This window comes from Streptomyces sp. NPDC048600 (assembly GCF_055587025.1).
The window spans coordinates 230554-245746 of record NZ_JBVJGZ010000005.1; the positions used below are offsets into that span (position 1 = coordinate 230554).

At 73.9% G+C, this 15193-nt stretch carries 10 protein-coding genes; 4 read left to right on the top strand and 6 right to left on the bottom strand.

Annotated elements, in window-relative coordinates:
* Positions 1 to 254: 254 nt before the first annotated feature.
* A complete protein-coding gene (locus ACZ6SQ_RS09105; RefSeq protein ID WP_469558350.1) occupies positions 255 to 782 on the top strand; it encodes an SRPBCC family protein in 528 nt (175 codons plus the stop codon).
* Between the two features lie 28 nt (positions 783 to 810).
* On the opposite strand, the gene ACZ6SQ_RS09110 is transcribed toward ACZ6SQ_RS09105, so the two are convergent.
* The 5 genes from ACZ6SQ_RS09110 to ACZ6SQ_RS09130 form a co-directional block, all read right to left on the bottom strand.
* Complete coding sequence (locus ACZ6SQ_RS09110) at positions 811 to 3627, bottom strand: NHLP bacteriocin export ABC transporter permease/ATPase subunit (RefSeq protein ID WP_469558352.1); 2817 nt, start codon at positions 3625 to 3627, stop codon at positions 811 to 813.
* Between the two features lies 1 nt (position 3628).
* Positions 3629 to 5824, bottom strand: a complete 2196-nt coding sequence (locus ACZ6SQ_RS09115) for an NHLP family bacteriocin export ABC transporter peptidase/permease/ATPase subunit (protein WP_469558355.1) — start codon at positions 5822 to 5824, stop codon at positions 3629 to 3631.
* On the bottom strand, positions 5821 to 6627 hold the full coding sequence (locus ACZ6SQ_RS09120) for a hypothetical protein (protein WP_469558357.1): 807 nt from the start codon (positions 6625 to 6627) through the stop codon (positions 5821 to 5823). The genes ACZ6SQ_RS09115 and ACZ6SQ_RS09120 overlap by 4 nt, the downstream gene beginning before the upstream one ends.
* 116 nt (positions 6628 to 6743) lie before the next feature.
* Positions 6744 to 6959 carry a type A2 lantipeptide gene (locus ACZ6SQ_RS09125; RefSeq protein ID WP_386380073.1) on the bottom strand — a complete coding sequence of 72 codons (216 nt, stop codon included), beginning with the start codon at positions 6957 to 6959 and terminating at the stop codon, positions 6744 to 6746.
* A gap of 457 nt (positions 6960 to 7416) precedes the next feature.
* Complete coding sequence (locus ACZ6SQ_RS09130; RefSeq protein ID WP_469558360.1) at positions 7417 to 7830, bottom strand: PaaI family thioesterase; 414 nt, start codon at positions 7828 to 7830, stop codon at positions 7417 to 7419.
* A 190-nt stretch (positions 7831 to 8020) separates the two neighbouring features.
* Between ACZ6SQ_RS09130 and ACZ6SQ_RS09135 the strand changes: the two genes are divergently transcribed.
* A complete protein-coding gene (locus ACZ6SQ_RS09135; protein WP_469558365.1) occupies positions 8021 to 9406 on the top strand; it encodes a S1 family peptidase in 1386 nt (461 codons plus the stop codon).
* Positions 9407 to 9638: 232 nt separating this feature from the next.
* Here the strand turns inward: ACZ6SQ_RS09135 and ACZ6SQ_RS09140 are convergent, their stop codons facing one another.
* A complete protein-coding gene (locus ACZ6SQ_RS09140; protein ID WP_469558368.1) occupies positions 9639 to 11783 on the bottom strand; it encodes a SpoIIE family protein phosphatase in 2145 nt (714 codons plus the stop codon).
* Positions 11784 to 12108: 325 nt separating this feature from the next.
* On the opposite strand from ACZ6SQ_RS09140, the gene ACZ6SQ_RS09145 reads away from it, so the two are divergent.
* Positions 12109 to 14547 (top strand): SpoIIE family protein phosphatase, encoded by a 2439-nt coding sequence (locus ACZ6SQ_RS09145; RefSeq protein ID WP_469558370.1) that lies wholly within the window; start codon positions 12109 to 12111, stop codon positions 14545 to 14547.
* 170 nt (positions 14548 to 14717) lie between these two features.
* Positions 14718 to 15092 (top strand): hypothetical protein, encoded by a 375-nt coding sequence (locus ACZ6SQ_RS09150; protein WP_469558372.1) that lies wholly within the window; start codon positions 14718 to 14720, stop codon positions 15090 to 15092.
* Positions 15093 to 15193 lie beyond the last annotated feature (101 nt).

Below are 15193 nucleotides of genomic sequence, written 5' to 3' on the forward strand. Positions count from 1 at the left end.
TGGCCAACCCATTCGACCAACGATTCACCGGGACTTCGGGCACCGGGGGGGGGGGGGGGGGGGGGGGGGGGGGGGGTTTTGGGGGGGGGGGGGGGGGGGGGGCGGGGGGGGGGGGGGGGCCCCCCCCCCCCGGACCCCGGCTTTCGTCGTTCCACGACAGCCGCACCCCCTGCCCGGACGGGCGGGGGGGTGTACGCATGCCGCCTTCGCGGGAGGTATGGGGGCACAGCACGGCTCCTAAGGAGTGATCCAGCATGCCCGCCGATCTCACCGGAAGCTTCCTCGCCCTGGACGACGGCCGCCCGGCCGTCGTCCTCGGCCGCGTCTACGCCCGTCCTGCCGAGCGCGTCTGGTCCCTGCTGACCGACCCCCGTGAGCTCGCCCGGTGGTTCCCCTCCCGGGCCGAGTTCGAGCTGCGGCCCGGCGGCACGGCCCGGTTCGTCGGTGACCCGAACCAGCCCGACTCCACCGGCCTCGTCCTGGCCGCCGACCCGCCCCGCCGGCTGGCCTTCGAATGGGGCGGCGACGAGATCCGCCTCGACCTCGAGAAACAGGACGACGGCCGCACCCGGCTCACCCTCACGGACGTACTCGCCGACCCGGAGGCCGCCGCGCGCAACGCGGCGGGCTGGGAGGTCTGCCTGACCGCGCTGGACGCCCTCGCCCGCGACGAGACCCCGGCCGGGCCGCACGCCGGAACGGGCGCTCCGTGGCGCGAGGCCTACGACGGCTACATCGAGGCCGGGTTCCCCTCCGGCGCCCCCGTCCCCGGAGCGGACTGACCCGTCCGGCCCAGCGGCGGCGGCCCCGTCAGGCCAGCTGCCGCCGCACCAGCTCGTGCAGCCGCCCGCCCGGGTCCGCGAGCAGCAGCGCGGGCGGCCCCTGCTGGACGACCCTGCCGTTCTCCATCACGATCACCCGGTCCGCGTCCAGCACCGTCGACAGCCGGTGCGCGATCACCACACGGGTGGCGTCGAGCGCCTTGGTGGACTCCATCACCCGCCGCTGGGTCTCGTTGTCGAGGGCACTGGTGGCCTCGTCGAAGAAGAGGATGCGCGGGCGGCGGATCAGCGCCTGGGCGATCATCAGCCGCTGGCGCTGACCGCCCGACACCGAACCCCCGGCCGACACGATCGTGTGCAGGCCCATCGGCATCCGCCGGATGTCCTCCGCCAGACCCGCCAGCTCGGCCGCCGCCATCGCCTCCTCCGGCGTATACGGCTCGGTGCCGCAGATGACGTCCAGGACCGAGCCGGTGAACGGCTGCGCGTGCTGGAGCACCACCCCGCACTGGCGCCGCACCGCCGACGTGTCCAGAGCCGCCAGGTCCTGGCCGTCGTACAGCACACCGCCCGAGACCGGACGGTCGAAGCCGATCAGCAGCCGCAGCAGCGTCGACTTGCCGCAGCCGCTGGGGCCGACCACGGCCACGAACTCGCCCGGCCGCACCTCGAAGGACACGTCGTCCAGCACCAGCGGCCCGTCGTCGGAGTAGCGGAACGACAGCCGCCGCGCCTCCACCGCCCCGGACAGCGGGCCCGGCCGGGTGCTCGCCGTCCGCACCTCGGGCGCGGCGGCCAGCACCGGCTCGATCTCCTCGAACAGCGGCAGCGCCGCCACCACCGACACGAACGCGCCCGTCAGCTGGGTCACCGAGGTCAGCAGCATGGTCACCGCGGTGTGGAACGCGAGGAAGTCCGCCGCCGGCATCGCCCCGCGCGCCGGCCCCGCCAGCAGCATGAACATCAGCAGCGAGCACAGCGGCAGATACACCGCGCCCAGCACCGCCGAGAGGTTCCTGATCCGCCCCACCCGCTGCTGCAGCTCCCGACCGCGCGCGAACTCGCCCGCCCAGGCGGCGTACGCGTAGTTCTCCGCTGCCGCCACCCTCAGCTTCGGCAGCCCGCGCAGGGTCTGGAAGGCCTGGTTGTTCAGCCGGTTGGTGAGCTTCACCAGCCGCCGCTGCCAGCGCACCTGCCACAGCCCGAGGCCGAGGAAGACGGCGGCCACCGCCACCAGCATCCCGACCGCTGCCAGCGCCATCGGCACGCTGTAGTACAGCAGCAGCGCCAGGTTCACCGCGCCGACCGCGGCCGCCTGCGCGACCGTCGGCCCGACGCCCGCCAGCAGCCGGCGGATCGCGCTCACGCCCATCGCCGCACTGGCCAGCTCGCCGGTGGAGCGCCCCGCGAAGAACTCCGTCGGCAGCCGCAGCAGCCGGTCCCACACGGCGGGCTGGAGCGTGGCCTCGACCCGCCCCTCCAGCCGCAGGATCGTCAGGTTCTGCACCAGCGTGAACGCGGCCGCGACCACACTGCTCACCATCACCGCGAGGCACACCTGGCCGATCAGCCCGGACTGCGCCTTCGGCACGTACTCGCCCAGCACCTTGCCCGTCGCCACCGGCACCAGCGCGCCGATCGCCACCGTCACCAGACCGGCCAGCACCAGCCCCGCCACATCGCCCCGCGTGCCGCGCAGGACGAACCGGGCCAGCCCCAGCGGGCCGAGCCGGCGCTCGGGCAGCGGACGGTAGAGCATCACCGCGCGCGGCTCGAACTCGGCCTCGTTGGCCTTCTCCACCGGAGTCTCGCGCCCGGTGGCCGGCTGCACCGCGACATATCCGCCGCGCCGCCACAGCAACGCCACCGGCACCCCCGACAGGGCACGCCGTCCCACCAGGGGGCCCACGTCGTCACGCCACCAGCGCCCTTCCAGGCGTACCGCCCGGACGCGCACCCGCGAGGCCAGGGCGATGCGCTCGACCGGGTCCAGGCGCTCGCTCCCGGTGCCGCCGTGCGCGGGCTCCGCCAGCGCGATCCCGGCCGCGTCCGCGACCAGCTTGCAGGCGGCGTACGTCGCGTCGGCGTCGGCGGCCGTACGGCGGTGCGCCGAGCCCTTGCCGATGGCCGCCAGCAGCGTGCGGTCGGCCTGCGCGCGGACCGCCTCACCGGCCCTGATCCCGGCGGCCGTCCGGGTCTCGTGCGTGTGCTCCAACTGCTCGATCCAGCGGTCCAGCGTGGTCAGCAGCCGGTACTGCTGCTCGACCATGCTCTGCCACAGCGCCGGATCCATCAGCAGATCCGCCGCCGCCTCCGCGCCGTACAGCGAGCCGTACTGCACACCGCCCGGCGGCACCGGCATCCAGAACACGTCGTCGTCGGTCGAGCCCGCCGACGGATCCGCGGCCATGGGCGCCTGGAACAGCACGGACAGCCCGCGTCCCACGCCGAGCGCGAGCGCGTGCTCCAGCGGACTCGCCGCCGGCGGCACATACCGCGGGTTGCCCCACTCGTCGTACGTCCAGCCGTCGGCGGGGGCCGGCTCGTACAGCTCCCGCAGCGCGATCCGGTGCACCGCGCAGTCGCGCGACGGCCGTGCGACCAGGGTGTGCCGGGCGCCCGTCACCGGGCCGAGCAGCAGCGCGCCCGGCTCCAGCCGGCCCACATGGTGCCAGTGGCCCTGCTGGGCTGCGTCCACCGCGAACAGGTCCAGGGCGCCGGACACGACCAGCCACAGCACCTGCGGGCCTTCCAGGTCCAGGGTGCCGTGGCCCGCGCAGTCGAGCCGGGTCCCCATCCCGCCCAGCGCGGCCAGCACCAGGTCGCCCTCGTGTACGGCCGTCATCTCACCGCTCCCCGACCAGCGCCGCGTACGCCCCGCCGCGCGACACCAGCTCCTCGTGCCGGCCGCGTTCGACGACCGCGCCGTGCTGGAGAACGACGATCTCGTCGCTGTCCCGCACCGTGCTCAGCCGGTGCGCGATCACCACGCAGGCGCATCCGCGCCGCCGCAGGTTGTCCATCACCACCCGCTCGGTCTCCGCGTCCAGCGCGCTGGTCACCTCGTCCAGCACGAGGATGCTCGGCCGGCGCACCAACGCCCGTGCGATCTCCAGGCGTTGACGCTGGCCGCCGGAGAAGTTCCGGCCGTCCTGGCCGACCCGGCTGTGGATGCCCCCGGGCCGGCGCGCCACCACGTCGTACAGCGCCGCGTCCTTCAGCGCCTCCACCACCGCCTCGTCCGGGATCGACGGGTCCCACAGCGCCACGTTGTCCCGCACACTGCCCTCGAACAGGAACACCTCCTGGTCGACGAAGGACACCGAGGCCGCCAGTGCCCCGCGCGGAATGTCCTCCAGACGCCGCCCGTCGATCCGGATCACGCCGTCCCACGGCGTGTACAGCCCCGCGATCAGCCGCGACACCGTCGACTTCCCGCTGCCCGAGCCGCCCACCAGCGCCACCTGCCGCCCCGGACCCACCGTCAGGTCGAACCCGGTCAGCAGCGGCTTGTCCAGCGGGCTGTAGCCGAACGTGATGTTCTCCAGCTCCACATGCCCCTGGAGCCGCCGCGTCGACTCACCGCCGCCGCGCGTGTACAGCGGATCGGCGCGGAAGTTCTCCACGTCCTTCAGCCGCGCCACGTCCGCCGCGAAGTCCTGGAGGCGCCCGACCACGCCGTTGAGCCGGGACAGCGGAGCGGTGAAGCGGGTCACCAGCGCCTGGAACGCCACCAGCAGGCCGACGGACATGTGCCCCTCCACGGCCCGCAGTCCGCCGATCCACAGGATCAGCGCGCTGTTGACCGTCGCCAGCGCCGGAGCCACCACACCCAGCCATGCCCCCGGCACCCCGAGCCGCTGCTGCTCCTCCAGCGTGGTGGCGTGCTGCCCCGCCCACTTGCGGAAGTAGCCGTCCTCCCCGCCGGTGGCCTTCATCGTCTCGATCAACTGCAGCCCGGTGTAGGCGGTGTTGGTCAGCCGCGCGCTGTCCGCCCGCAGCTTCGCGGTCCGCGTCGCGCGCAGCCGTACGGTGATCCGCAGCGCGAGGATGTTCAGCAGGGCCACACCGATGCCCACGAACGTCAGCTGGGGGTCGTAGGTGTAGAGGAGGAGCGCGTACAGCACCACGACCACCGCGTCCACCCCGGCCGCCGCCAGGTCGCGGGCCAGGGTCTCGGCGACCGCGTCGTTGGACTGCAGACGCTGCACCAGGTCGGCCGGGCTGCGCTGGGCGAAGAAGGTGACCGGCAGCCGCAGCAGATGCCGCAGGAAGCGGGCGCTGGACAGGGTCGAGGAGATGATCCGGCCATGATGGAGGTTCGCCTGCTGGAGCCAGGTCAGCACGACCGTGAGCACGACACAGGCACCCATCGCGGCGAACAGCACGCCCAGCAGCGAGGTCTGACTGCCGATCAGGAACGTGTCGATGTAGGTACGGCTGAGCGCGGGCACCGCCGCGCCGACCAGCACCAGCAGCAGGCTCGCCAGCACGGCGGCGGGCAGGGTGCCCGCGGTGCCGCGCAGCCGGGCGGGCATCGCGCCCCACACACCCGGCCGGCGCCCGCCGCGGGTGAAGTCCTCCCCGGGCTCCATCACCAGCACGACACCGGTGAAGCTGCCGTCGAACTCCTCGACCGGCACGAAACGGCGGCCCTTGCCGGGGTCGTTGACGAACACACCGCGGCGGCCGAAGCGGCGGCCCATGCCGTCGTAGACGACGTAGTGGTTGAACTCCCAGAACAGGATCGCCGGCCCCCGCACGCCGGCGAGCGCGGCCAGGTCCATCTGCATGCCCTTGGCGGTCAGGCCGTAACCACGGGCCGCCTTCAGCAGGTTCGAGGCGCGCGAGCCGTCGCGGGAGACACCGCAGGCGATGCGCAGCTCCTCCAGCGGGAGGTGCCGGCCGTGGTGGCCCAGCACCATCGCCAGCGCGGCGGCGCCGCACTCGACGGCCTCCATCTGGAGCACGGTCGGGGTGCGTACGGCCTTCACCCGGGTCCTGGGAACGGTGGTGGCGGCGCGGCGCCGGGCGGCGGTCACGGCAGCAGCCAGTCGACGGGGCGCTGATCGGCCAGGTGGACGGAGCCGTCCGCCAGGGTCATGGACACCAGGGGGTGCGGCGGGCCGTCGGAGGTGGACCAGCGGTAGCCGCTGCGGGTGCCCGGCGCCCGGTCCAGACGCACCAGGACCGCCACCGGGCGTCCGTCGCGGGTGAGTTGCTCGCCGAGCTGGGAGTCCCCGAGGAACGCGCCGATCTGCCGCGCCGACTGCGGGGTGGCGTCCACCGACTTCACATGGCCGCGCAGCACGCCGTAGCTCTGCGCCGAGACCGTCTGCACGGTCAGGTCCACGACGGCGTCCACGGGGATCGACGCGGCGTTCCTCGCGGGTACGTAGACCGTCGCGTACAGCGGTGCGCCGGCGTCCGTGACCTTCTCCACCGCGGCGAGGTCGGTGCCGGTCGCGACGATCTGCCCGACGGAGGCGGCGAGCGCGGTCACCCGGCCCGCGGACACGGCCCGCACGACGATCTCGCCCTCCGCGGTACGGACCCTCAGAACCGCTGCGTCAGGCGGCAGTTGCTCGCCCTGCTCGGCGAGGACCGCGGTGACCTGGCCGGCGACCGGGCTCTGGAGGATGTAGCTGCCCCGGCCGTGCGTGAGCACGGCGGGCGCGCTCACGGTGGTGGACACCGAGCCCGTCACCGCCCACACGGACGCGGCCGCCATCGCGACCAGTGTCACGGACAGCACGAGCCAGCCCTGCGGGCGGGCCAGCCGCACCGGAAGGTCCAGCTCCTCCGGTGACTGGAGCTTGGCGAGGGCCTGTTGGCGGAACTGCACGGGATCTTCCTCACCCGGGGATGCGCGTCGGGACGGTCGTTGGGACAGCACGGAATCCCGGGGGCGGTCGCCCGGCCCCGGGACTCGGGAGCACTGTCAGGTGTGCTCGGACGCGGTCAGAGACCGGCGACCAGGCCCGTGATCGGGGCGGTGTTCAGGCCGGTGACACCCTCGACGGTGCCGACGGCGGTGTTGACCAGGCCGGAGACCGGGGCGATGCCGTCCACCAGGCCGGTGACGGTGCCGAGCGAGTTCACGTGCAGACCGCCGGAGACGTTGTCGAGGTCGGCGTCGGCGATCTCGACGGTCTCGACCTGGGGGGTGGAGTTCATGATGGAACATCCCTTCATATGGATACGTCACAAGGGGGAGAGCGGCCCCCTCTGTGCAACAGACGAGCGGCCGCGGTGCGATGGATAAAAGCACGCTCCCGCCTCGCCGTTCCAGTCGCCCAACCCCCTCACCTGGGCAAATGAGCCCGGAGGGAGACTCATTGGTGCAGGTGCGCGCACGGCTTGGTGCCGACTTCTTCACAATGCGCGCGGCATCGGGGAGCGGGGTCCGGAATTCGGGTCCGGTGAATTCCGGCACTCCCGCCGTAAAAGGCGAAACCGGCCCCCGGCGCTTGTGTGGATCCACTGTGCGCCGTGGGCCGGTTGGGCATTCGGTGTGCAGATTCCCTGAAGCCGGGATTCCGCCCTGTGGGGTGACTGTGCGTCTCGGCACGGTCGCCGTGCGTGCCCTGTGTGCCGGGGGTCGGCCTAGCAGGGCGCGGACCAGCGCCGCGGGTCAGCCCAGCAGGGCGTAGACCGTGCTCGCCTTCGCGGCCAGCTCTCCGCTCGCCGCGTCCGTCATCGCGATCTCGGCGAACGCCATCCGGCGGCCCAACTTGGTCAGCACCGCCTCGACCAGCACGTCCGATCCGGTCACCGCGCGCTGGAAGGACGTCGACTGCTGGACCGTCGTCATCGGCACGAACCCGCCGCGCGCCGACGACACCGCGATCACCGTCGCCGTGTCCGCCGCGGCCATCAGCGCCTGCCCGGACAGCGCCCCGCCCTCCCGGGCCAGAGCCGAGGACCAGGGCAGCCGCAGCACGGCGCGCTGATCGCCCAAGGCCTCCACGGTGAGGCCGAGTTCCAGCACCCAGGGAGCGAAGTTGGCGGAGAGGATCTTGTCGGCATCGGCCGTGGTCATCGTCATAACGGGGATTGTGACCGGCCCCCGTCCGCCCGGCGAGAGGCATGGCCGGATCGGCGTGGCGGACCGCCTTGCCCCGAAACGGAATTGAACGGCCCACGCGCCTCCTGCGTACCAGTGACCATCCAGGCGCCCCAGACCCGGTCGCCGACCGGCGACCCACTAGACCCCGTCCCCCAGGAGGTCGAGAAGTTTGAGTCACAAGCGAATGCCGAAGCGCAAGGCCGCGATCGCGGCGGGCAGCGTGGTGGCGCTCGGAGCGGCGGCACTGCTGCTGCCCCACGCCAACGCCTCCCAGGACGGCGCGGCAGACGCGGCGGCGCCCAGGACCCTGAAGGCGTCTGACGCCTCCTCGCTCTCGGAACAGCTCGCCGCCGCCCTCGGCGAAGCCTTCGCCGGTTCCTACTACGACGCCGACCGGCAGCAACTCGTCGTCAACGTCGTCGGCGACAACAACCAGCTCATTGTGCAGGCCAAGCGGGCCGGTGCCGCCGTACGCCAGGTCGACAACAGCACCGCCGAACTGGAGGCGGCCGCGGGGACCCTGAAGGCCGACGCGACCATCCCCGGCACCGCCTGGGCCGTCGACCCGCGCACCAACAAGATCCTCGTCACCGCCGACCGCACGGTCACCGGTGACAAGTGGGACACCCTGGAGTCGACCGTGGAGGGTCTCGGCTCCGGCATGGCGACCATCCGCAAGTCCAGCGGGACGTTCAAGCCGCTCGTCTCCGGCGGCGACGCCATCTTCGGCGGCGGCTCACGCTGTTCCCTCGGCTTCAACGTCACCGCGGGCGACGGCAGCCCGGCCTTCCTGACGGCCGGTCACTGCGGTGTCGCGGTCGAGCAGTGGTCCGATTCCCAGAACGGCGCCCCGATCGGCACCGTCGACCAGGCCGTGTTCCCCGGCGAGGGCGACTTCGCGCTCGTCAAGTACGACGACCCGGCGACCCAGGCGCCCAGCGACGTCAACATAGGCAACGGCCAGACCGTCGCCATCAACCAGGCCGCCGAGGCCGCGGTCGGCCAGCAGGTCTTCCGCATGGGCAGCACGACCGGCCTGAACGACGGCCAGGTCACCGGCCTCAACGCCACGGTGAACTACCCGGAGGGCACCGTCACCGGGCTCATCCAGACGAACGTCTGCGCCGAACCCGGCGACAGCGGCGGCGCCCTGTTCACCCAGGACGGCAGCGCGATCGGCCTCACCTCGGGCGGCAGCGGCGACTGCACCTCCGGCGGCGAGACCTTCTTCCAGCCGGTCACCACGGCACTGGAGGCGGTCGGCGCGACGCTCGGCGCGGGTGACGGCGCGGGCGCGGGCGGCGAAGCCGGAGCAGGCGGCGAGGCAGGCGTCGGCGGTGAGGCCGGTGCAGGCGGCGAGGCCGGCGCGGGCGCCGAAGCAGGTGCAGACGGTGAGGCCGGTGCCGGCGGTGACGCGGGCGCCGAGGCCGGTGCCGGCGAGGAAGCCGGTGGCGAGCAGGCCGGAGCGGGGGACGGCGCCGGTGACGCCATGAACCCCGGCGACGGTGCCGGTGCCGGCCAGGAGGAGGAGCCCGGCCTGGAGGGCGGTCACTGACCCCACGCTCCGAGCTCGTTCTCGGCACACCCGAGCCCCACTGGCCGTACCCACCAGCGGTCGGTGGCCGCGGCCCGGTCCTTCGGCGGGAGGACCGGGCCGCCTCGCGTTCCCACCGGGCCTTCCCGCCCGCCCACCGGGCCTTCCCGAACGCCTAACCGGGCAGACCCTCACCCCCACCGGGCAGACCCTGGCTCCCGCCCGGCCTGCCCCCCGCTCCGGGCGACCGACCTCACCGCTGCGCCCGCAGCAACAGCAGCGCCACGTCGTCCAGCCGCTCCTCCGCCTCGGCCAGATGCCCGACCAGGATGTCGGCCAGCCGGTCCAACGGCCGCTCCCCGGCGCCCGCGAGCCGCTCACCGAGCGCCGCCAGGGCGTCCTCGATGTCGACGCCCGGGGATTCGATGAGCCCGTCGGTGTACAGCACCAGGACGGAGCCGGGAGGCAGCGAGACCTCGGTCGTCGGATACACCGCCGAGGCGTCGATGCCCAGCAGCGGCCCGCCCGCCAGGTCCAGCACCCGCACTCGCCCGTCGGGCCGCAGCAGCAGAGGCGGCGGATGCCCGGCCCGCGCCATCACGGCCCGGCCGTGCGCCGGATCCAGCCGCAGATACAGACAGCTCGCGAACAGGTCCGAGCCGAGGTCGATCAGCAGCCGGTTGGTGCTGCCCATTACCTGCTCCGGCGCCTGGCCGACGGTCGTGTAGGCCCGTACGGCCGTGCGCAGCTGGCCCATCAGCCCGGCCGCCGTCACGTTGTGCCCCTGGACGTCCCCGATGACCGCGGCCGCGCCCTCCGGCGTCGGGACCAGGTCGTAGAAGTCACCGCCGATGTCCATGCCCCGGGTGCCCGCCAGATACCGCGCGGCCGCCTTCACCCCGGGCAGCGGAGGCAGCGTGTGCGGCAGCAGCGCGGCCTGCAGCCCGTGCGCGAGCTGGTGCTTGGCGTCGTAGAGCAGCGCCCGCTCCAGGGCCAGCGCGATCAGACCGCTGAGGCTGGTGAGCACGGCCCGTTCCTCGGTGGGGAACATGTGCGCCTCGGTGTACGCGATCACACAGGTGCCCACCGGCCGCCCGGAGGCGATCAGCGGCAGATACGCCCAGGCGGCGAAGCCGTCCGGTGTGCTGTGCCGGGCCGGGTACAGCCGCTCCAGATGCTCGCGCGACTCGAAGAACGCCGGTACCCCGCTGCTGAGCGCGTGCACCCCCGGGGTCTGCGCGGTCAGCGGGGTCCCGTCGAAGCGTTCCACGATGTGCGGGTCCGGGTAGCCGCGGTGCCCCAGCACATGCAGTCGGCCCGAGCGCGAGGCGAACACGACAACCGCGTGGCCGCCGACCGCCGGCACGATCTCGTCCGCGACCAGCTGCACCACGTCCTGCACCCCCACCGCCTCGGTCAGCGCGCCCGCCAGATTCAGCACCTGGGAGATGGTCACCAGCCGGGGCGGCGGGTCGGCGGCGTCCCCCGGGCGCGCCCCGGACCGCCCCATCCGCGCCACCGCCCGCGCGCGCGTGATCCGCACACTGAGCCCGGTCGTGCTCGGATACAGCCGGAACGACAGCCAGTCGCCGGGCGGGCGCAGCGCCACGAAGGAGGTGACCTGCTGGCTGAACAGCGCGCCCCGGTAGCGGTCCTCGTACACCGGGTCGTTCAGCCAGGACACCGACGCCCACGGCTGGGTGCCCAGCAGCCGGTTGACCGGCACACCCAGCAGCTCGGCCGCCGCCGCGTTGGCGAAGACCACCCGGCCGTGCAGATCGAGCGAGCACAGCCCGTACGGCAGCCGGGCCGCCATCCGCGCCGCCTCGACCGTTCCGAGGGTCGCCGAGACGCCGCCGACGGGCGGGGAACCGACCAGATCCGGCTCGGGGGCGAGCGGCACGCTGTGCTCGGCGGCGCGCTCCAGCCGCACCGCGAGCCGGTGACAGGCGGCCGTCAGGTGGTCGCGCTCGTGGTCGGACATCTCCGGCGGATGCGAGCCCGGCCAGGTCACGAAGACCGCGCCGTAGACGGTGCCGTCGGTCGCCACCGGCAGCGCGGCGAGCGCGAACGGATACGGCAGGACGACGGCGATCCGCGGATACAGCCGGGCCATCTCCTCCTCGCCGCCGACCCACACCAGCCGCCGTTCGTTGACCGCGTCGGCCACGGGGATGTGCGCGCTCAGCCCGACCCGTTCCCAGGGCGCGGCGAACGACCGCGGCAGCCCGGCCATCACCGCCATCTCCAGCAGCGGCTGGTCGGGCGAGAGCAGATAGACCGCACCGGAGTGCGCGTGCACCTCGTCCATCATCGCCGCGAGCGACAGTGACAGCAGCGGCCGGCCGGCCGGCGCGTGGTGGGCCGCCGGTGCCTGCCCGTCGGACACGCCGACCACCTCCTCGCCCGGTCGTGCGCGGGTTCCCCGCGTGCACCGCGCGAGGGTCCAGGCCTTCAAATCTGCCCCCACCGGGCCTGCCGCGCACGGCGAGGCACCGACGAGCCCGGCCCGGCCGGCCCCGGTCCGCCCGCCGCGCACGGGCACAGGGCCCGGTGGAAACCCGCGTCCCGCCGCCGTCCCCGGGCGGCCCGAGACACGCGCTCTCCGCGCGGAACGCAGGAGTCGAGATCTGTTGGGCGGTTTTCGAGCCGCTGCCCGCGGTGGGCTCCCCGGAACGCCCGCAGGGGCTGCGCGGGCGCGCCATCCGCGCTGTAATACGGACGTGGTCAGTGCGGGCACCGAGGGACGGGGAGGCGGGGCTCTGCGTGCCGATATCGCGCTCAAGGCCTTGACCGCCGAGCCGGATTCACCCGAACGGCTCCGCCGTGTCCTCGAACAGGCGCTCGTTTTCACCACCGCCACGTTCGCCGCCGTCTACGCCACCTCCGCGGACCTGCTGCGTCTCGTCGACTCGGTCGGCGTCCCCCGCACGCTCTACGGCCTGCGCGACAGCTATCCGCTGGCCGGGCACTCCCCGGCGGCGGACGCCCACCGCATCGCCCGGCCGGTGTGGTGCGGCCCCGTGGGCCCCGACGGCGGCGGCCCGGCCCTGAGCGCCCCCGAGGGCGGCTTCTGGATGGCCGCGCTGCCCACCGACCGGGACCGGGAGGGCGGCTGCCTGGTCGCGGTCACCGAGCGTCCCGGCGGGTTCGGAACCGACGAGCGCGCCTGCCTGGAGCTGATCGCCGACGCCGTGGCCTGCCCCGTCCCCGCCGAGACCGTCGAGGCCGGAACCCCCGGTCCCGCCGGGTTCGTCCTCGCCGTGGACACCGGGCGGGTCGAGGTCGGCGACGAACTCCTCGACCTGTTCGGCCTCGGCCGCGAGCAGTTCGACGGCAACGTCGAGACGCTGCTGCGCCTCACCGTCCCCGAGGACCTCCCGTCGCTGATGAGCGTGACCGAGGCCGACCACATCTCCACGGGCGAGCGCGAACTGGAGTTCCGGGTGCTCCAGCCCACCGGCGCGCCCCGCTGGCTGCGGCTGCGCGGCCGGCTGCAGCCCGGCGGGCAGGACCGCCCCGACCGGCTCGTCGGCACCGTCGCCGACGCCTCCACCCTGCGGGCCGACGTCACCGACGTCGCCCGCGTCCAGCGGCTGGCCGCCGCCCTCGCCACCGCGGGCACCGTCCGTGACGTGGGCCAGGCCGTCGTCACCGCGCTGCGCGCACCGCTGCGCGCCGACCGCCTCGCTCTCGCCGAGCTGGAGGGCGACCGGCTCGTGGTCACCCTCCTCGACCCGCCCGACCCGGAGTCCTGGCCCGAGCTGTGGCGCCTGGAGTGGCGCACGGAGTGGCCCGACGCCCCCGTGCGGGCCATGCCCAGCCTCGCCGCCGCCCTGGACGAGGGCAGGGCCCGCATCTGGCCCGCCGGCACCGACCTGGAACCGGCCCTCGCCGAGGTCGGCCCCGGCGGCCTGGCCGTGCTCCCGCTGCCCGCGGGCAACCGCATGGCCGGCGCCTGCCTGATCGGCTGGGACACCCCGCACGAGTTCGGCCCCGACGAACGCGCCCTGCTCACCGCTTCGGCCGGTCTCGCCGGACAGGCCCTGATGCGCGCCCGCGCCTTCGACGCCGAGCACGAACTCGTCGGCATGCTCCAGCGCCAGCTGCTGCCCCGCCGGCTGCCCAAACTGCCCGGTGCCGAGGCGGTCGCCCGCTATCTGCCCACCACCGCCGGACTGGAGGTCGGCGGCGACTGGTACGACGTGATCCCGCTGCCCGACAACCATGTCGCCCTCGTCATCGGCGACGTCCAGGGCCACAGCGCCGCCGCCGCCACCCTGATGGGCCAGATGCGCACCGCCCTGCGCGCCTATGCCGCCGAGGGCCACCCGCCCGACGTCGTCGTCTCGCACGCCAACCGGCTCCTCGTCGACCTGGAGACCGAGCTCTTCGTCACCTGCTGCTACGTCGACGTCGACATGGAGGAAGGTTCCGCCTGGAGCGTGCGCGCCGGACATCTGCCACCCGTGCTGCGTCACCCGGACGGCCGAACCGAGATCGCCGAGGCGGAGGGCGGCCTCCCGCTCGGCGTGGAACGCCAGGCCGACTTCCCCATGAGCCCGCTGCGCCTCCAGCCCGGCACGGTGCTCGCCCTCACCACCGACGGCCTGGTGGAGTCCGCCGACTCCGACATCGACACCGGCATGGCCCGGTTCGCCGCCGACCTCGGTGCGGGCGACCCCGCCCACCTCGGCACGGTCGCCGACACCCTGCTCGGCAGCGCCCAGCGCAGCGACGACGTGGCCCTGCTGCTGATGCGCTACGACGGCATGGCCGTACGGCCGCGCCGCGAGAGCTGGACCGTGTGGCGGGTGCCCGAGGCGGTCCGGCACGCACGCCGCTTCACCCGGCGCACCCTGCGCGCCTGGGACGTCACCGAGGAGATCGACGCGGTTCTGCTGATCGTCTCCGAGCTGGTCACCAACGCCCTCATCCACACCGACGGCCGGGTCCGCCTCGACCTCACCCTCGTCAACAGCCGGCTGCGCATCGCCGTCGCCGACTCCTCGCCGCGCACACCGGTGAAGCCGACCAGCATCGGCTGGGAGGCCACCGGCGGGCGGGGGCTGCTGCTGGTCGAGGCCTCCTCGGCGACCTGGGGAACCCTGCCGGTCAGCGGCGGGAAGCAGGTCTGGAGCGAGATCAACCTCCACCGGTGACCGACACGCGTTGCCTTCGCGCCGCGGAAGTACCAGGTCGGCGGGGGTTTCCCGGACGTCCCGCGGGTGGGCGACGGGCAACCCGTCGACCTCGCCCGGCCCGCCGGACAGGCTGTTGCCGACCGAAGAAGCCCGGCCCACGAACCGTGGGCCACCCGCAAGGGGGAACCATGCGCAAGAAGATCCGCGGCGCCGCCGCACTCGCCACCGCCGCGGCCGCCGTCCTCACCCTGGCCGGCACGGCCGAGGCCCGCGCCGCCGACTGGGACCGCTGCCCGGACGGCGCGGTCTGCATCTACCCCGAGGGCAAGGACCCCGAGGCCGACCCCAGTGTCAACCCCACCCATGTCTTCTGGAGCTACGGCTCCCACAACCTGAGCAACCAGGTCGGACAGCACTGGGTCTACAACAACCAGACCGGCGGAGCCGGCGCCAACCTGTGCACCGAGTACAACGGCGGCGGCTGCGGCGGCGAGATCGCCGCCGGTACGGCCGTGTACGCCGACCTCACGCCCGTCAACTCGGTGCGGCTGAACCGTCCCTGACCATCCGCCACGGGGGAGCCGGGCGTCCGTGGCCGTCGCAGGACGGCCGCGGACGCCCGCCCTCGCGCGTCCGCGCCCCTTCCGCGTCCACCGCGCCCCTC